This window comes from Romboutsia sp. 1001713B170131_170501_G6 (assembly GCF_015668195.1).
Classification (GTDB): Bacteria; Bacillota; Clostridia; order Peptostreptococcales; family Peptostreptococcaceae; genus Romboutsia_C.
In genome coordinates this window covers 30,862-48,893 of the sequence record NZ_JADPFC010000007.1, presented here as the reverse complement: position 1 = coordinate 48,893, position 18,032 = coordinate 30,862, and the positions used below count along the sequence as shown (strand labels likewise).

14 protein-coding genes are annotated in these 18,032 nt (G+C 29.5%); 13 read left to right on the top strand and 1 reads right to left on the bottom strand.

The features are described 5' to 3' along the window. Window positions 1–46 precede the first annotated feature (46 nt). The 7 genes from I4U89_RS12910 (at window position 47) to I4U89_RS12880 (ending at window position 7,124) form a co-directional block, all read left to right on the top strand. Window positions 47–736, top strand: a complete 690-nt coding sequence (locus I4U89_RS12910; RefSeq protein ID WP_195940754.1) for a response regulator transcription factor — start codon at window positions 47–49, stop codon at window positions 734–736. Next, complete coding sequence (locus tag I4U89_RS12905) at window positions 726–1,841, top strand: sensor histidine kinase (protein ID WP_195940753.1); 1,116 nt, start codon at window positions 726–728, stop codon at window positions 1,839–1,841. Before I4U89_RS12910 ends, I4U89_RS12905 begins: the two co-directional genes overlap by 11 nt. Window positions 1,842–1,967: 126 nt before the next feature. Then, window positions 1,968–2,423, top strand: coding sequence for an S-ribosylhomocysteine lyase (locus I4U89_RS12900; protein ID WP_092921587.1), 456 nt, complete (start codon window positions 1,968–1,970; stop codon window positions 2,421–2,423). Between the two features lie 3 nt (window positions 2,424–2,426). Further along, window positions 2,427–3,152, top strand: coding sequence for a vitamin B12 dependent-methionine synthase activation domain-containing protein (locus I4U89_RS12895; RefSeq protein WP_195940752.1), 726 nt, complete (start codon window positions 2,427–2,429; stop codon window positions 3,150–3,152). Beyond that, window positions 3,124–5,514: a homocysteine S-methyltransferase family protein gene (locus tag I4U89_RS12890; RefSeq protein ID WP_195940751.1), complete on the top strand. Its 2,391-nt coding sequence runs from the start codon at window positions 3,124–3,126 to the stop codon at window positions 5,512–5,514. The genes I4U89_RS12895 and I4U89_RS12890 overlap by 29 nt, the downstream gene beginning before the upstream one ends. Window positions 5,515–5,667: 153 nt before the next feature. Continuing rightward, a complete protein-coding gene (locus tag I4U89_RS12885; RefSeq protein WP_195940750.1) occupies window positions 5,668–6,627 on the top strand; it encodes a carbohydrate kinase family protein in 960 nt (319 codons plus the stop codon). 275 nt (window positions 6,628–6,902) lie between these two features. Beyond that, window positions 6,903–7,124 (top strand): hypothetical protein, encoded by a 222-nt coding sequence (locus I4U89_RS12880; protein WP_195940749.1) that lies wholly within the window; start codon window positions 6,903–6,905, stop codon window positions 7,122–7,124. Between the two features lie 77 nt (window positions 7,125–7,201). Here the strand turns inward: I4U89_RS12880 and I4U89_RS12875 are convergent, their stop codons facing one another. Continuing rightward, window positions 7,202–8,431 carry an aminopeptidase gene (locus I4U89_RS12875; RefSeq protein WP_195940748.1) on the bottom strand — a complete coding sequence of 410 codons (1,230 nt, stop codon included), beginning with the start codon at window positions 8,429–8,431 and terminating at the stop codon, window positions 7,202–7,204. A 429-nt stretch (window positions 8,432–8,860) separates the two neighbouring features. Here I4U89_RS12875 and I4U89_RS12870 point away from each other — a divergent pair, with 429 nt between their 5' ends. The 6 genes from I4U89_RS12870 to I4U89_RS12845 form a co-directional block, all read left to right on the top strand. Further along, window positions 8,861–9,706: a nitroreductase family protein gene (locus I4U89_RS12870; RefSeq protein WP_195940747.1), complete on the top strand. Its 846-nt coding sequence runs from the start codon at window positions 8,861–8,863 to the stop codon at window positions 9,704–9,706. 606 nt (window positions 9,707–10,312) lie between these two features. Continuing rightward, on the top strand, window positions 10,313–11,029 hold the full coding sequence (gene pyrF / locus I4U89_RS12865) for an orotidine-5'-phosphate decarboxylase (RefSeq protein WP_195940746.1): 717 nt from the start codon (window positions 10,313–10,315) through the stop codon (window positions 11,027–11,029). Window positions 11,030–11,039: 10 nt separating this feature from the next. Continuing rightward, window positions 11,040–12,086: a glutamine-hydrolyzing carbamoyl-phosphate synthase small subunit gene (gene carA, locus I4U89_RS12860; RefSeq protein WP_195940745.1), complete on the top strand. Its 1,047-nt coding sequence runs from the start codon at window positions 11,040–11,042 to the stop codon at window positions 12,084–12,086. A 34-nt stretch (window positions 12,087–12,120) separates the two neighbouring features. Beyond that, a complete protein-coding gene (gene carB, locus I4U89_RS12855) occupies window positions 12,121–15,327 on the top strand; it encodes a carbamoyl-phosphate synthase large subunit (RefSeq protein ID WP_195940744.1) in 3,207 nt (1,068 codons plus the stop codon). A 228-nt stretch (window positions 15,328–15,555) separates the two neighbouring features. Continuing rightward, the gene (gadC, locus tag I4U89_RS12850) at window positions 15,556–16,977 is read left to right on the top strand and encodes a glutamate:gamma-aminobutyrate antiporter (protein ID WP_195940743.1); all 1,422 of its coding nucleotides are present in this window, start codon (window positions 15,556–15,558) and stop codon (window positions 16,975–16,977) included. A gap of 104 nt (window positions 16,978–17,081) precedes the next feature. After that, the coding region (locus I4U89_RS12845) for a glutamate decarboxylase (protein WP_195940742.1) at window positions 17,082–18,032 on the top strand (951 nt) is incomplete at its 3' end.

Genomic DNA, 18,032 nt, shown 5'->3' with positions numbered 1-18,032 from the left:
AAAAATATTACACAAAAACATATTATATGGATGGGAATGATGAAATTTGAAAAATAAAGTACTTGTTGTAGATGATGAAAAGGAAATTAGAGACCTTCTTGAAATATATCTATTAAATGAAGGATATGATGTAATAAAAGCTGAAAATGGAATAGAAGCTTTAAATATATTAGACAGAGAAGATATACAATTAATGATACTAGATATAATGATGCCTGGTATAGATGGAATAGAAGTTTGTAGAAAGATAAGAGAAAAATTAGATATTCCTATATTAATGCTAAGTGCTAAATCTGAAGATATGGATAAAATTCAAGGTATAATGACAGGGGCAGATGACTATATGACAAAACCCTTTAATCCATTAGAGCTCACAGTTAGAGTGAAGTCATTGCTTAGAAGAGCATATTATTTTAATAATAAATCAAAAAACAATAAGGATATAATAACAATAGAAAATTTAAATATAGATAAAAGTAAACATAAGGTTACTGTTGGAGAAAGTGAAATATCTTTAACATCTAGAGAATTTGATATTTTATATCTATTAGCTAGTAATAAAGGGCGTGTTTTTAGTACAGAAGAAATCTTTGAAAAGGTATGGAAAGAACAATATTACCAATCTAATAACACTGTGATGGTTCATATAAGTAGGATAAGGGAAAAAATAGAAAATCATATAGATGATAAAATAATACACACTGTGTGGGGGGTAGGATATAAGGTTGAAAAATAAAAAAATTTTATTTGAATATGCTTTTAAGCCTATAATATATTTTATAATTAGTTTAGTTATAGGTGGTAGCATAGTAGGTGTTACTTATTTTACATTAGTAGATATGTATATAAATAGTTATGCAAAAATTCCACAAGTAATTATAAATGTAGTAAACGAATTTTTATATGCAAAAAATAATTATATAGGAGATTTAATTTATATAATACTAATTCTCCTAATAACAATACCTATATATATTATATTTATGAAAAAAAAGATTGATAGTATAAGTGAAATTATAAATACAACTAATATTATGGCCAATGGAGATTTAAATCAAACTATACAAGTCGTGTCAAAAGATGAAGTTGGACAATTAGGAAGTAATATTAATAGTATAGTTTCACAGTTGAGAAATATAACAATAGAAGAGAGAAGAGCACAACAAACTAAGACAGATTTAATAACAAATGTCTCACATGACTTAAGGACACCTTTAACATCTATAATAGGATATTTAGGTTTAATAGAAGATGATAGATACAAAGATGAAGTTGAACTTAGATACTATACGACGATTGCATACGAAAAATCTAAAAGCTTGAGCATTCTTATAAATGATTTGTTTGAACTTACAAAGATGCAAAATAATACTATAAGCTTAGATAAAATCAATATAAATTTAGTAGAATTATTAGGACAAATAACGGAACAGTTTAAATATGAATTTAAGCAAAATGATATAAAAGGAAGAACAGATTTTTCTGAAGATAAACTAATAATAAATGCAGATGCTAACAAGTTAGTAAGGGTATTTGAAAATTTAATAAGCAATGGTATAAAATATGGTAAAGACGGTGGATATATAGATGTAGTAACAAGAAAGCAAGACAATATGGCTATAGTCCAAATTATAAATTATGGAGAACAAATACCTTCTTCAGACTTACCTCATATATTCGAACGATTTTATAGAGTAGAGAAATCTAGAAATAGAAATGAGGGTGGATCAGGACTAGGACTAGCTATAGCTAAAAATATAGTAGAGTTACATGGGGGAAACATCAAAGTTGAAAGTAATAGTAGCAGAACTATTTTTGAAGTAAGGTTTAAATTAATATAAAATACTTAGAAATTTAATAAAAAATTAAGTTAATAAATAAAAATATCATGTAAAACTTGATAATATACCCTTATTATGAAGTATAATATTATCATATAAAAAATTTAAGTATCGGAGGGAATTAATATGCAAAAAGTAGAAAGTTTTAAATTAGATCATACAAAAGTAAAAGCGCCTTATGTTAGAAAGTGTTGTTTATTAAATGGAGAAAAAGGAGATATGGTAAGTAAGTTTGATATAAGATTCTTACAACCAAACGCAGAAACATTTGGAACAGCTGCTATGCATGGTTTAGAGCATTTATTAGCTACTTATTTAAGAGAAACAATAGATAACATAATAGACTTATCTCCAATGGGATGTAGAACAGGATTCTACTTAATAGTATGGGGAGATGTAGAACCAGCAGTTATAAAAGAAGGATTAGAAAAAGCATTAAAAATGGTCTTAGATGCTAAAGAAATACCAGCAGCTACTGCTGTAGAGTGTGGAAATTACAAAGATTTATCTCTATTTGGAGCACAAGAATATGCTAGAGAAGCTTTAGAAAAAGGATTCTCACTAAATATATACGGAGAGTAATAAATGAGAATTGACTTTTCACAATCTATAGATATAGATAAAAATGAAGTATTAAGATATCTAGAGTACAAAGGTCAAGAAATAAATGAAAATCTTCATAATATAATTGATGAATGCATAAAAATAACTAAATCAACGATAAACCCTCGATATATTTTGAGGGTTTATCCTATATTAAGAGAAGATAACAGACCATATGGAGATAAGGTATATATAAAGGGAAGTAATTTAACATTAAAAAGTAGAGATTTGTATAATTTATTAGATAGTTGTAGTGAATGTATAATAATGGCTACAACACTAGGAATAGAAATAGAAAAAGAAATAAAAAAGCGCTCTTATAATGAATTAAGTAAAAGCATAATATTAGATGCTTGTGCTACCACAGCTATAGAAGAACTGTGCGATAGACTACAATTGGAAATCCAAGAAAAATTAATTAATACTAATAAATTCATAACATCAAGATATAGCCCAGGATATGGGGACTTACCAATAGAAAAAAATAGAGAAATAATAAATCTATTAAACTGTCAAAAAGAAATCGGCTTGACTATAACTGAAAGTGGAATAATGATTCCAAGAAAATCTGTTATAGCAATAATAGGAATATCAGAAGATAAAGCAACTCAAAGCTTTAAATCATGTTCAAAATGCCAAAATAATAAAAATTGTAAATATAAAAAAGGGGATAACAGAGATGAATGTAAGAGATTTTATAAAAGATAATATATTAATATTTGATGGAGCTATGGGAACAATGCTTCAACAAAAAGGGTTAAAAATAGGGGAAAATCCAGAAATCTTTGGATTTGAAAATCCAGAGAAACTTTTAGAAATACATAAATTATATTTAGATTCAGGGGCTAACGTAATAACTACGAATACTTTTGGTGCTAATGAGCTAAAACTAGAAAAACTAGGGTATACTGTAGAAAAAATAGTAGATAATGCAGTAAAAATCGCTAAAAAAGCTATTAATGAATCACAAAATATTAATAATAAATTTGTAGCACTAGATATAGGACCTATAGGAGAAATGTTAGAGCCTATGGGGACACTAAGTTTTGATAGGGCATATGAAATATTTAAAAGACAGGCAGTACAAGGTGAAAAGTCTGGTGCAGATTTAATAATAATAGAAACTATGATGGATTTATATGAGGCTAAGGCAGCAGTATTAGCAGCTAAGGAAAATACTAACTTACCTGTATTTTGTACTATGACTTTTGATGAGAATGGTAGGAGTTTTACTGGATGCCTTCCAGAAAGTATGGTTTTAACTATAGAAGGATTAGGAGTAGATGCTGTAGGTGTAAATTGTTCTTTAGGGCCAAAGCAGCTTTTACCAATAGTAGAGAGAATAGCTAAGATGGCAAAGGTACCAGTAGTGGTTCAAGCTAATGCAGGGCTACCAAATATAGTGGATGGACAAGCTACATATGATGTAGATGCAGAGGAATTTTATAAAGGTGTTAAAAATTTTATAAAAGTAGGTGCCTCAATAGTAGGAGGATGTTGTGGAACAGATCCATCTTTTATAAAAGAAATATCTAATAATTTAGATGAATTAAAAAAGGTAAATGTAGATAAAGTAAATAAATGCTTTATATGCTCACCATCAAAGGTTGTAGAAATAAAAGCACCGACTGTCATGGGAGAAAGATTAAACCCAACAGGAAGAAAAAGTCTTCAAGATGCAATCAAAAATAGAAACTTTGATTATATTATAAACTTAGGCTTAGAACAGATAAATGGTGGAGCTGAAATATTAAATGTAAATGTAGGAATACCTAATATAGAAGAAGAAAAATTTATGCCTATGGTTATAAAAGAAATTCAATCTGTTACAGACACTCCTCTGCAAGTGGATTCGTCAAATATAGATGCTTTAGAACAAGGTCTTAGATATTATAACGGAAAAACTATAGTAAATTCTGTGAATGGAAAAGAAGAATCCCTAAGTAAAATACTTCCAATAGTAAAAAAATACGGAGCATGTGTGGTTGGACTTACTTTAGACGAAAATGGAATACCAAAAACAGCAAAAGGAAGATTTAATATTGCTAAAAAAATAGTAGACAAAGCGACATCTTATGGAATAAATAAAGAAGATATATTTATAGATTGCTTATCACTTACAGTTTCAGCACAACAATCAGAGGCTATGGCAACTATAGAATGTATAAAAATGATAAAAGAAGAATTAGGAGTTAAAACTATATTAGGAGTATCAAATGTATCTTTTGGCGTACCAAATAGGAAAGCTTTAAATAGTACTTACTTAACTATGGCATTAGCGAATGGATTAGATTTACCAATTATAAACCCAAATGAATATAGCATGATGGAAGTTATAAATTCTTTTAAAGTAATAAAAAATATAGATAAAAATTGTATAAATTACATAAGTAAATATGCAAATGTTGTAAATAATAAAGATATAAATACAAGACAAAATAACAAAGAAGAATTATCAGTAGAACAAATAATAGAAAGAGGGCTTAAAGAAGAGATAAAAGAAGTAATATCAAATATTTTAAAAAGTCAATCAGAAAATGAAGTAATAGAAGAAATACTAATACCTACACTAGATAAAATAGGTAAAAAATATGAAAATGGTGAAATTTTCTTACCACAGTTAATACAATCAGCAGAAACTGTGAAGGTAGCACTAAATATTATAAAAGAAAGTTTACAAAATAAAAATGGAAGTATAGAGCAAAAAGGAAAAATTATAGTAGCAACTGTAAAAGGAGATATACACGATATAGGTAAAAATATTGTAAAGATAATGCTTGAAAATTATGGGTATGATGTCCTAGATTTAGGGAAAGATGTTGATATTGATGTAATTGTTAAAGAGGCTAAAAATAGAAATATAAAACTTATAGGATTAAGTGCTTTAATGACAACTACAGTTAAAAGTATGAAAGAAACAATAGAAGCTATAAGAAAAGAAGGACTAGATGCGAAAGTATTTGTTGGTGGTGCAGTACTTACTAATGAGTACGCAAAAGAGATTGGGGCAGACTATTATTCTAAAGATGCGAAATCATCTATAGAAATAGCAAAGATAAATTTAAGATAAAATATAGGGGGTATTCTAGCCTCCTATTTTATTAAATACGACAAAAAAAGTGTAAAAATTTGCATAATTGACATTAAAACTTAAAATTTATAGAAAAAACTCATAAGAATGTGATAAAATAGGAAGGTGATTCTTAGGGAGGTTTAAACAAAAATGATAGACAATAGGCAACCTTATGCGTTAGTTTTCGGAGTATCAGTTTTTGATATCTGCGGGTTTACAAATAATAATTATAGATGCAATGATTCTAATCCAGGTAAAGTTAAGACTTCTTTCGGAGGAGTTTGTAGAAATATAGCTGAATGTATGGCTAGAGTAGGTGTAAACACAAGATTTATCTCTATATTAGGAGATGATGAAACAGGAAAAAGAATGTTAGATCATTCTAAAAAGATGAACTATGATATGAGCGAGTCTCTAATAATAGAAGGAGGGCACACTCCTACATATATGGCTATCTTAGATGAACAAGGTGAGATGGTTTCTGCTGTAGTTGATATGAACATAATAGATATGTTTACTACAGAATTTATAGACTCAAAAGCGGAAATAATAAGAAATGCTGAGTATATGATACTAGACTCAGATAGACCTGATATAGTAGAATATATAATACAAAACTTTAGTAAAGATACAAAACTTATATTAGATCCAGTTTCAGCAGCAAAGGCTAAAACAGTTAAACACTTAATAAAAGGGTTCCATACTATAAAGCCAAATAGATATGAAGCTGAAATAATGTGTGGATTTAAAATACACAATGATGAAGATTTAAGAAAAGCTGGGAAATATTTTACAGATTTAGGCATCCAAAATGTATTTATAACATTAGATGAAGATGGTATATACTACAATAATGGGCAAGAAGAAGGTAAAATTAAGGCTAATGATGTAAAAGTAATCAACGTTACTGGTGCAGGAGATTCTTTTGTAGCAGGTATAGCAAATGGTTATATGAATAATATTAATATAGTTGATACTGTAAAATATGCAATAGCTATGTCATCTATAACTATAGCAACAGAAGAAACTATTCATCCAGATATGAGCCACGAGTTAGTTGAAAAATATATTAATAATATAGAATGGACAGAAGTAAAATATAGTAAATAGAAATTTACTATATTAAAAAAATTATGTATAATTAAGTTATAAGTTAATCTGCAAAATGTAAGATTAATTGATATAAAATATTTATCGTCGACAACAAAAAAGAGTATCTAGAATTATTTCATAATTCTAGATACTCTTTTTTACTTTTTATAAAATAGTTATACAAAAGAAAATATGCTATAATATTAAATAAAGTAAGTTTTATTACTAAAATTATAATTGTATTATTTAGTTTCAAAAAATTTCTATATAAAATTGGGGTTGGGTGCTAAACTATGATGAAAAAGAAAATGATTCTAGAACTAGACGAGCGTTACTTCAATAAAAATGATTTAATGGAAGCTACAGTGAAACATTTTAATGATAAAGGTCATACATGCAAGATATTATATTATGGAACTATTATTATTGATGATTATAAATATAAATTTAAAGAATGGAATATGTACATAGGTAGTGCGCCTATACAACAGGTAATACTAACATTAATTAAATAATATATAGATAAAAAGAGATATAGATAAAATTACCTATATCTCTTTTATTTGTATATTAAAAGTTTAATATATAAATATTAGAAAGCCCAGTTTCCATCTTTGAATACTTGAATTTCTTCACCATCGTTAGTTATACCAACGATATCCATATCAGCTGAACCTATCATGAAGTCAACATGAGTTAAACTTGTATTAACACCATATTCGTCCATTTCTTCTTCTTTTATAGAATCCCCATCTTTTATACAAGTCTTGTATGCAGATCCTAAAGCAAAGTGACAAGATGCATTTTCATCGTATAAAGTATTGAAGAATACTATATTAGTGTCTGATATAGGAGATTTAAAAGGAACTAATGCAACCTCTCCTAAGTAATGAGAACCTTCATCTGTATCTATTAATTTTCCTAATGTTTCAGCACCCTTTTCAGCTGTAAAATCTATTATTTTTCCGTCCTTAAATGTTAAAGAGAATTTATCTATAACATTTCCGCCATAAACAAGTGGTTTTGTACTATGAACTACACCATTAACTTTAAATTTGTGAGGCATAGAGAAAACCTCTTCTGTTGGTATATTTGGGTTGAAGTTAATTCCATTAGGGTCTTGAGATGCACCACTTAACCAAATATGTCCTTCAGGTAATTCCATAGTTAAATCAGTTTTTGCTGACTTGAATTTTAATGTTTTGAAGTTTTTATCATTTAAGAAATTCATTCTTGTTTTTAAGTCATTATTGTGATTATTCCAAGCTTCTATTGGGTCTTGACCAGAAACTCTTGAACACTTAAATATTGCTTCCCATAATTTTTCAACAGCTTCTTCTTTAGAAACATCAGGGAATATCTTAGCTGCCCAAGATTCAGTTGGTACAGAAACTATACTCCACTTACATTTGTCAGATAGAGTGTAAGATCTCCATTCTTTTAAAGCTTGTGCAGATGCCTTTTGGAAGTTAGCAACTCTTTGAGGATCTACATTTTTTAATAAATCAGGGTTTTGAGCATATATAGTTAAGAAAGCTCCACCTTCTTTTGCTATATCAACATATTGTTCTGAAGTCCACTTAGGGAATTCGTTAAATGCTTCTTCTGGCGCATTTAAGTATTTTATTAAAGTACATTCTTCATCAGACCACTCTATATGTACATTTTTAGCACCAGCCTTATAAGCATGCTCAACAACTTTTCTAACAAAAGGAGCACATTCGATAGGCGATCTAACAAGTAAAGTTTGGTCAGTTTGTATATTAACTCCAACTTTAACAGCTAACTCAGCATACTTATCTAAATTTCTTTCAAATTCCATAATTTGAACCTCCTAAAATTTTAATGAAATTATCTTACTAAGATAATTATAGTTTATTCACTGCTAACTTAATAATACTAAAAAAATAAGGGAATTACATAATTTTACTATAAAAAAATATTTATAATATATTTACAAAAACAGAAAATTGGAAACAGTTTTCTTATAAAATAAATTATCGACAAAAATAAGCACTAAATAAACTATAATACTATATTTTATACCCAAAAAAATATAAGTAAATATATAAAAAATATTTAACTATAAATTATAAATAATATGTATTTAAATGTACAAAAAGAATAAAAAAATTTATAATATAATATATGAATTTGTAGAAATGACCAGAAAAATATAACTATTAATAAAAGATGTATAATATATCATTTTGATTTATATAGCTATTGGAAATATTTTAGGAGGAAATAAATGGACTTATATGATGCTATATTTTATAGAAGAACTATAAAAGAATATTCAAATAGAGCTGTAAAACCAGAATTAATGAAAGAAATTAAAGAAATATGTAAGAATATTGATTATTTAAATGAAGAATTGGATATAAAAGCACATTTAATAGATAGAGGTCACTTGATACAGTTTTTAATGAAAAAGGACTGTAATATAAAGGCGCCTCACTATATATTAGTAACATCGAATAAAGGGGAAGATTATTTACAAAATATTGGTTTTGCAATAGAAAATGTAGTGTTACAATTAACAACTCTAGGTTTAGGTACTTGTTGGATCGAGTGTAATTTATCTCAAACAGATGTAAAGGAGATTATAGATATTGATACAGAGAGTATAGAAATATATTCAAAAGAACAAGTTAAGGAAGAAGAAGATATAGACCTAGAAGAAAGTATAGATGAATGTGAAGAACAGCCATATATTGTAATAGCTTTTGGATACCCAAAAGAAGGAGAGCATATTTTTAGAAACATAAATGCAGAGCCAAGAAGAAAAAGAATAAAAGAAATATCAAAAAAGATGGATAGAAAGTGGACTAAAATATTAAGTGCTGCAAGAATGTCGGCATCTATAAAAAATGTACAACCTTGGAGATTTTATAACGCAAAAACATCTATTGATATATATGAAGAAAAACAAAAAAAGTCTATAGAGAGAATGAGCAAAGTAAGCATGGGAATTTGTCTTAGAAATTTTGATATAGCTTGTAAAAAATATGATATAAAAGTAAGATATGAAAAAACAAAGGCTAAAAAAAGATTGGGGAAAGAGTATTATATTAGTGCTATAATAGAAGAATAGAAAATATTATATATTATATCGATTTACAAAAAGAGAAAAATAAAAGAAGAGTTGACATTAAAAGGAAAAGATGTAATAATTGTATACAAGATGAAGCTTTAAAATATCCCGAGAGGATATGAAGTGTAGTATGTAATTAAAATAAAATAGAAATTCCTTGAAACTAGTCCAGAGAGGCTAAAAAGGTTAACTATAATAATTAATTTTGTATATATAACCTCTAGCTGGATTGGCTAGAGGTTTTTTTAGCAACGGATGTGATTGAGTGAATACGAAATCATATCGTTGGCGATATGAACGAAGTGAATTTTAATAATAAAAATAATAAAGTCTTTTAAACTAGTCCAGAGAGGCTGGGAAAGATATCTCATAGCTTATAAATGTATTGTTATGTATAGATAGAATCCTTATACCCTGTGGTATAAGGATTTTTTTACGCTTAAGGAAACTATGATACTTTAAAGAATGTGGATAATTATTGAAGTTAAGTAACATCAATCAGCTTGCAGAGCGTAAAAAAGACATTTTGAGCAATGGACGAAGTCGTTGGCGACATGAGCGAAGCGAATTTTTTATTAAGGCTTTATTAAAAAGGGGAGTAAAATTATGATAAATGGAAAAGACAAACTAATAGTGGCGATAGACACTAACGAATTTGATAAAGCTAAAGAATTAATAGATACATTAGAAAATGAAGTGGATATATTTAAAGTAGGGTTAGAGCAATATGTATCAACAAGAGGTAAAACAGTAGATTACTTAAAAGAAAAAGGTAAAAAAATATTCTTAGACCTTAAGTTCCATGATATACCAAATACTATGCAAAGTGCAGTAAGAGCAGCAGTTAGAGATAATGTTTGGTTAATGACAATACATGTTTCTGATATGGAAGGTATGAGACAATGTGCATTAGCTGCTAAGGAAGAGGCTGAGAAGTTGAATATAGAAAAACCTATAATAGTAGGTGTTACAGTATTAACATCACTAAGCAATAAAGATTTACAAGATATAGGATGCAATATGACTACAGAAGAATTAGCTATAAAAAGAGCTAAATTAGCTAAGGAAGCAGGAATTGATGGAATAGTTTGTTCAGCACAAGAAGTAGATAAGATAGTTGAAGCTTGTGGAAAAGATTTTATAACAGTATGCCCAGGTGTAAGACCATCAGGTGCGGACAAAGGAGATCAAAAGAGAGTAGTAACTCCGGCTGATGCAATCAACAAAGGAGCACACTACTTAGTAGTTGGAAGACCTATAACTAAAGCTGAAAATCCAGCTCAGTCAGCTAAAAATATAGTAAATGAAATAGAAAATGCTTAGGAGGGTTAAAATGAAGGGGAAATTAATATTACAAGATGGAACTATATTTGAAGGTAAGGCCTTTGGATATTTAAATGACAGTGTAGGAGAAGTAGTATTCAATACTTCTATGACAGGATACGGAGAAGTGTTAACAGATCCTTCGTACTATGGACAGATAGTAACAATGACATATCCTCTTATAGGAAACTATGGAATAAACTTAGAAGACGTAGAATCTAAGGGAGTTCATGTAAAGGGATTTATAGTAAGAGAAAAAAGTGATATGCCAAATAACTTTAGATGCGAAATGGATTTAGACACATATCTAAAGCAAAATAAAGTTATAGGACTTGAAGGAATAGACACAAGAGCTCTTACAAAGATATTAAGAAACAATGGAACTATGAAAGGCATAATAACTTTAGAAGGTACATCATTAGAGCAAGTTCAAGCTAAATTAGATGCATTTTCAAATACTCAAGCAGTAAAAACAGTAACAAGAAAAGAAGTAGAGCATATAGCTGGAAAAGGAACAAAGGTTGCTGTAATGGACTTTGGAGTTAAGGAAAATATACTAAGATCATTTGCTAATCGTGGATGTGACATAACAGTATTTCCTGCAACAACAAAGCCAGAGGAAGTATTAGGAATAAATCCAGATTTAATATTCTTATCTAATGGACCTGGAGATCCAGAAGATTTAGAAGATGTTATAGAAAATATAAAAGAATTAGTTGGTAAAAAGCCAATAGCAGGAATATGCTTAGGACACCAATTACTAGCATTAACTTTAGGTGGAAAGACAGGGAAGCTAAAATTTGGACATAGAGGTGGAAATCATCCAGTTAAAGATTTAGAGGAAAATAAAGTATTTATAACATCTCAAAATCACGGTTACTACGTATGTGAATTACCACAAGATATGGAAGTAACGCACATAAACTTAAATGATAATACTGTAGAAGGAATGAGACATACAAAATTACCTATATACAGTGTTCAGTATCACCCAGAGGCTTGTCCAGGGCCAAAAGACAACGATTATATATTTGATAAATTCTTAGCATTAGTATAGATTGTTAAATTTAATTAGATAAGGAGAAAAAATTATGCCTAAAATAGATAGAATAAAAAAGACATTAGTATTAGGTTCAGGACCTATAATCATAGGGCAAGCGGCAGAGTTTGATTACTCTGGAACACAAGCTTGTCAAGCATTAAAAGAAGAAGGAATAGAGGTTGTATTAATAAACAGTAACCCAGCTACTATAATGACGGACAAAGAAGTAGCAGATAAAATATATATAGAACCATTAACAATAGAATTTATAGAAAAAATAATAGAAAAAGAAAGACCAGACAGCTTATTGGCTGGGATGGGTGGTCAAACTGCTCTTAACCTAGCTGTTGAATTACATGAAGCTGGAATACTTGAAAAATATAATGTTGAAATAATAGGTACATCTGTTGAATCTATTAAAAAAGGTGAAGATAGAGATACTTTCAGAGAAGTAATGAAGCAAATCGACCAACCAGTTGTAGTTAGTGATATAGTAACTGACTTAGAAAGTGGATTAGAGTTTGCAGGAAAAATAGGATATCCAGTAGTTGTTAGACCTGCATACACACTAGGTGGAACTGGAGGAGGTATAGCTGAAAATGTTGAAGAACTTACAGAAATACTTACTCAAGGCTTACAATTAAGTCCAGTTAATCAAGTATTACTTGAAAAAAGTATAAAAGGTTGGAAAGAAATAGAATATGAAGTAATAAGAGATGGGAACGGAAACTGTATAACTGTATGTAACATGGAAAACATAGACCCTGTTGGGGTTCATACAGGAGATAGTATAGTTGTAGCTCCGAGTCAAACTTTAAGTGATAGAGAATACCAAATGCTTAGAAAAGCATCTATAGATATAATAAATGCAATAGAAGTTAAAGGTGGATGTAATGTACAGATAGCACTTAATCCACATAGTCTAGAATATGCGATAATAGAAATAAATCCAAGAGTTAGTAGATCTTCAGCATTAGCATCTAAGGCGACAGGATACCCAATAGCTAAGGTTGCTGCGAAAATAGCTTTAGGATATACTCTAGACGAAATAGAAAATGCAGTTACAAAGAAAACATACGCATGTTTCGAGCCAACTCTTGATTATGTAGTAGTTAAAATACCAAAGTGGCCATTTGATAAGTTTAAGCAAGCTAACAGAAAGCTAGGAACAAAGATGATGGCAACTGGAGAAATAATGAGTATAGGAAGTAATTTTGAATCTGCAATGTTAAAAGGTATAAGATCTCTTGAAATAGGAAAATATTCGTTAGTTCATGCTCCTTCAGAAGAAAAGAGCTTAGAAGAATTAAAGAAGAGTGTAGTAGTACCAGATGACGAAAGACTATTTGATTTAGCTGAAATGATAAGAAGAGGCTATAAAGTTGATATGATAGAGCAAATAACAGGTGTAGATAAGTGGTTTATACACAAGTTTAAGTGGATAGTAGAGCAAGAAGAAAAGTTAAGAGGCATGAAAATAGAAGACTTAAATAAAGATTACCTATTAGAACTAAAGAAAAAAGGATTCTCAGATAAAGGTATAGCTGACCTAATGAAGATAAGTCCAGAGAGATTATGTGAGTTAAGAAAGCTATACAACATACAACCAGCATATAAGATGGTTGATACTTGCGGAGGAGAATTTGATGCATTATCTCCATACTACTACTCAACTTACGAACAATTTGATGAAGTAGAGGTAAGTGAAAAGAAAAAGGTTGTAGTATTAGGTTCTGGACCAATAAGAATAGGTCAAGGTATAGAGTTTGATTACTGTTCAGTACACTGTGTAAAATCATTAAGAAAAATGGGAATAGAAACTATAATAGTAAACAATAACCCAGAAACAGTAAGTACAGACTTTGATACATCAGATAAATTATACTTCGAACCATTAACAGAAGAAGAAGTATTAAACATAATAGAAAAAGAAAATCCAGATGGAGTAATACTTCAATTTGGTGGTCAAACAGCTATAAAATTAGCTAAATTCTTACATGAAAAAAATATAAAAATATTAGGAACTGACTTTACAGACATAGATGCAGCAGAAGATAGAGAAAAGTTTGAAGAACTACTAGAAAAATTAAATATAAACAGACCAAAAGGAAAAGCTATATGGTCAGTTGAAGAAGGAATAGAGGAAGCAAAAAGATTAGAATACCCAGTATTAGTTAGACCGTCTTATGTACTTGGTGGTCAGGGTATGGAAATAACTTATGATGAAACTAAGTTATCTAGATACTTAGAAGATGCCTTCAAGAGAGATAAGAAAAATCCAGTACTTATAGATAAGTATTTAACAGGTAGAGAAATAGAAGTAGATGCTATATGTGATGGAGAAAATATACTAATACCAGGAATAATGGAACACTTAGAAAGAGCTGGGGTTCATTCTGGAGATAGTATAACAATGTATCCAAGCCAAAATATAAGTGATGAAATAAAAGTTAAAATATTAGACTACACGAAAAAAATTGCCTTAGAACTAAACGTACTTGGAATGGTAAACATACAGTTTATAGAATTCAAAAATGAATTATATGTAATAGAAGTTAACCCAAGAGCAAGTAGAACTGTACCATATATAAGTAAGGTAAGTAATGTACCTATAGTAGACTTGGCTACTAGATGTATGTTAGGAGAAAAATTAGTAGATTTAGGATATGGAACAGGTGTATATAAAGAGCCTAAGTTAATATCTGTAAAGGTGCCAGTATTCTCAATGTCAAAACTTGCTAGCGTTGACGTAAGTCTTGGACCTGAGATGAAATCTACAGGAGAAGTACTAGGTGTAGGTGAAACGTTAGAAGAAGCTTTATACAAAGGATTCTTAGGAGCAGGAAAGACTATGTCTGATAAAAAAGGTGTAGTGCTTGCAACTATAAATAATCATGACAAAGAAGAGTTTATAGAAATAGCAAAAGATATGAATGAATTAGGATATACATTCGTAGCTACAGAAGGAACAGCTAAGACATTACAAGAAAATGGAATAAATGCTGATGTAGTTAAGAGAGTAGAAGAAGCTAGACCAAACATACTTGATGTTATAAGAAACAAGCAAGTAGATATAGTAATAAATACCCCTACTAAAGGGAATGACTCGACAAGAGATGGATTTAAAATAAGAAGAACTGCAACAGAGTTCTCTACGGAAGTAATGACATCACTTGATACATTAAAGGCTTTAGTTGAAGTGAAAAAGAAGCATATAATGAATGAAGGTTTAGAAGTATACAATATAGCTGAATAATATAATCAATAAACACCACTTTAGAGATAATTCTGAAGTGGTGTTTATTAAATTTAACACATGGAAAAAGTTAGAAAATTATAAAATAAGAAAACTAAATAAATTTCAAACCAAATGGTTATGTATGTTGAAATGTGGGTATTTATGTCATATAACAACGATAAGTTACTTTAGGCCTAAGATAATTTAGTATATGTTAAAAAAATTAATACCTAGGAGATGATTCAAATGAAAGATGCACAAGTAGGTAAAAAGGGAACACTTACATTGTTTGCATTCTTTGCAATGACAGCATCAATGGTAATGACTGTTTATGAATATCCAACATTCGCAACATCAGGATTTAATCTAGTATTTTTCCTTTTATTAGGAGGAATTTTATGGTTTTTACCAGTTGCTTTATGTGCAGCAGAAATGGCTACCGTAGAAGGTTGGCAAGAAGGGGGAATATTTGCTTGGGTAGGTAATACTCTAGGTGAAAGATACGGCTTTGCAGCTATATTCTTCCAATGGTTCCAAATCACAGTTGGATTTGTAACTATGATTTATTTTATTTTAGGATGTGTTTCATACATATTTAACTGGAATGCGTTAAACAATGTTCCAGCTATAAAATTTATAGGAGTTTTAGTTATATTCTGGGGATTAACAGCCTCTCAATTAGGTGGGACAAAAAATACAGCTAAGATAGCTAAAGCAGGATTTATATTTGGTATAGTTATACCCGCTATAATTTTATTTGGTTTATCAATAGCGTACATAGTACAAGGTAACCCAGTAGATGTAAAAATTGGAATGAAATATTTCGTACCAGATTTTACAAAAGTAAATACATTAGTTGTATTCGTTTCATTTATATTAGCGTATATGGGGGTTGAAGCATCAGCATCTCATGTAAATGAATTAGATAATGCTAAGAAGAATTATCCATTAGCAATGATAATATTAGTAGTACTAGCTATAATACTAAATACTATAGGTGGTTTAACAGTAGCATCTGTAATACCTAAGTCTCAATTAAGCTTAAGTTCAGGTGTTGTTGAAACATTTAAGGTTTTAATACTTCATTTTAGTTCTAATGCTACATGGCTTGTAAAATTAATAGCTTTATTATTAGCTTTAGGAGTAATGGGAGAAGTTAGTGCTTGGGTTGTAGGACCTTCAAGAGGAATGTACTCAGCAGCACAAAAAGGAATTTTACCTAAATCATTAACAAAAACAAATGAACATGATGTTCCAGTACGTTTAGTATTAATTCAAGGAATAGTAGTTACAATATGGGCAGCTGTTCTTACTTTTGGTGGAGGAGGAAATAACGTATCTTTCCTTACAGCAATATCACTAACAGTTGTAATATATCTAGTAGGATACTTACTATTCTTCATAGGATACTTTACTTTAGTACTTAAACATAAAGATTTAAAACGTTCTTACCAAGTTCCAGGAGGAAAAACATTTAAATTAATAGTAGCAGCATGTGGATTTATAACATCTATATTTGCTCTAGTAATATCATTTGTTCCACCTAGCCAATTAAGTGGTAAGAGTGTCACAGAGTATTTAACAATATTAAGTGTTAGTTTTGTAATAACTGTTTTAATACCTTTTGTAATTTATGCAATAACTGATAAAAAGAGAAAGGCTAATTAAATAGTATTAACTCTAAAGAAAGTGTATAAAAGTCGCAAAATAGACACTAGAAAAAATCATTAAAAATTTAAATCAAAGCATGAAGTTCTAGGAGGATTTTTAAAATGTTATGTAGTAAAAAAGAAGATACGTACAGCACACCAGTGTTTGGGACAATAGAGTCTGGCTCTAATATTCCAAAAGATGTAATAGGGAAAGATTCTATTGCTCCAAACATAGCCTATAGATTAATAAAAGATGAGTTAATGAATGAAGGTAATGCAAGACTTAACTTAGCTACATTCTGTCAAACTTATATGGAGCCAGAAGCAACAAAACTTATGGCAGAAACATTAGAAAAAAATGCTATAGATAAATCTGAATATCCACAAACAACAGAGATGGAAAATAGATGTGTTGATATGATAGCTAACCTATGGAATGCACCAAAAGAGATGAACTATATAGGAACATCAACAGTAGGATCATCTGAAGCATGTATGCTTGGTGGTATGGCTATGAAATTCAGATGGAGAAATAGAGCAGAAAAAGCAGGGATAGATGTAAATGCTAAAAAACCAAATTTAGTAGTATCTTCAGGATATCAAGTTTGTTGGGAAAAATTCTGTGTATATTGGGATATAGAAATGCGTACAGTACCAATGGATGAAGAACATATGAGTTTAGACATTGATAAGGTGTTAGATTATGTAGATGATTATACAATAGGTATAGCAGCTTTATTAGGAATAACATATACAGGTAAATTTGATGATATAAAAGCATTAGATGCAGTAGTAGAAGAGTATAATAAAACAGCTAAAGTATCATTACCTATACACGTAGATGCTGCATCAGGTGGTATGTTTACTCCATTTATAAATCCAGAACTTGAATGGGACTTTAGATTAAAAAATGTAGTTTCAATAAGTACATCAGGACATAAATACGGATTAGTATACCCAGGTATAGGATGGGTAATATGGAAAGATGAAGAGTACTTACCAAAAGAATTAATATTTGAAGTAAGTTATCTAGGTGGATCAATGCCAACTATGGCTATAAACTTCTCAAGA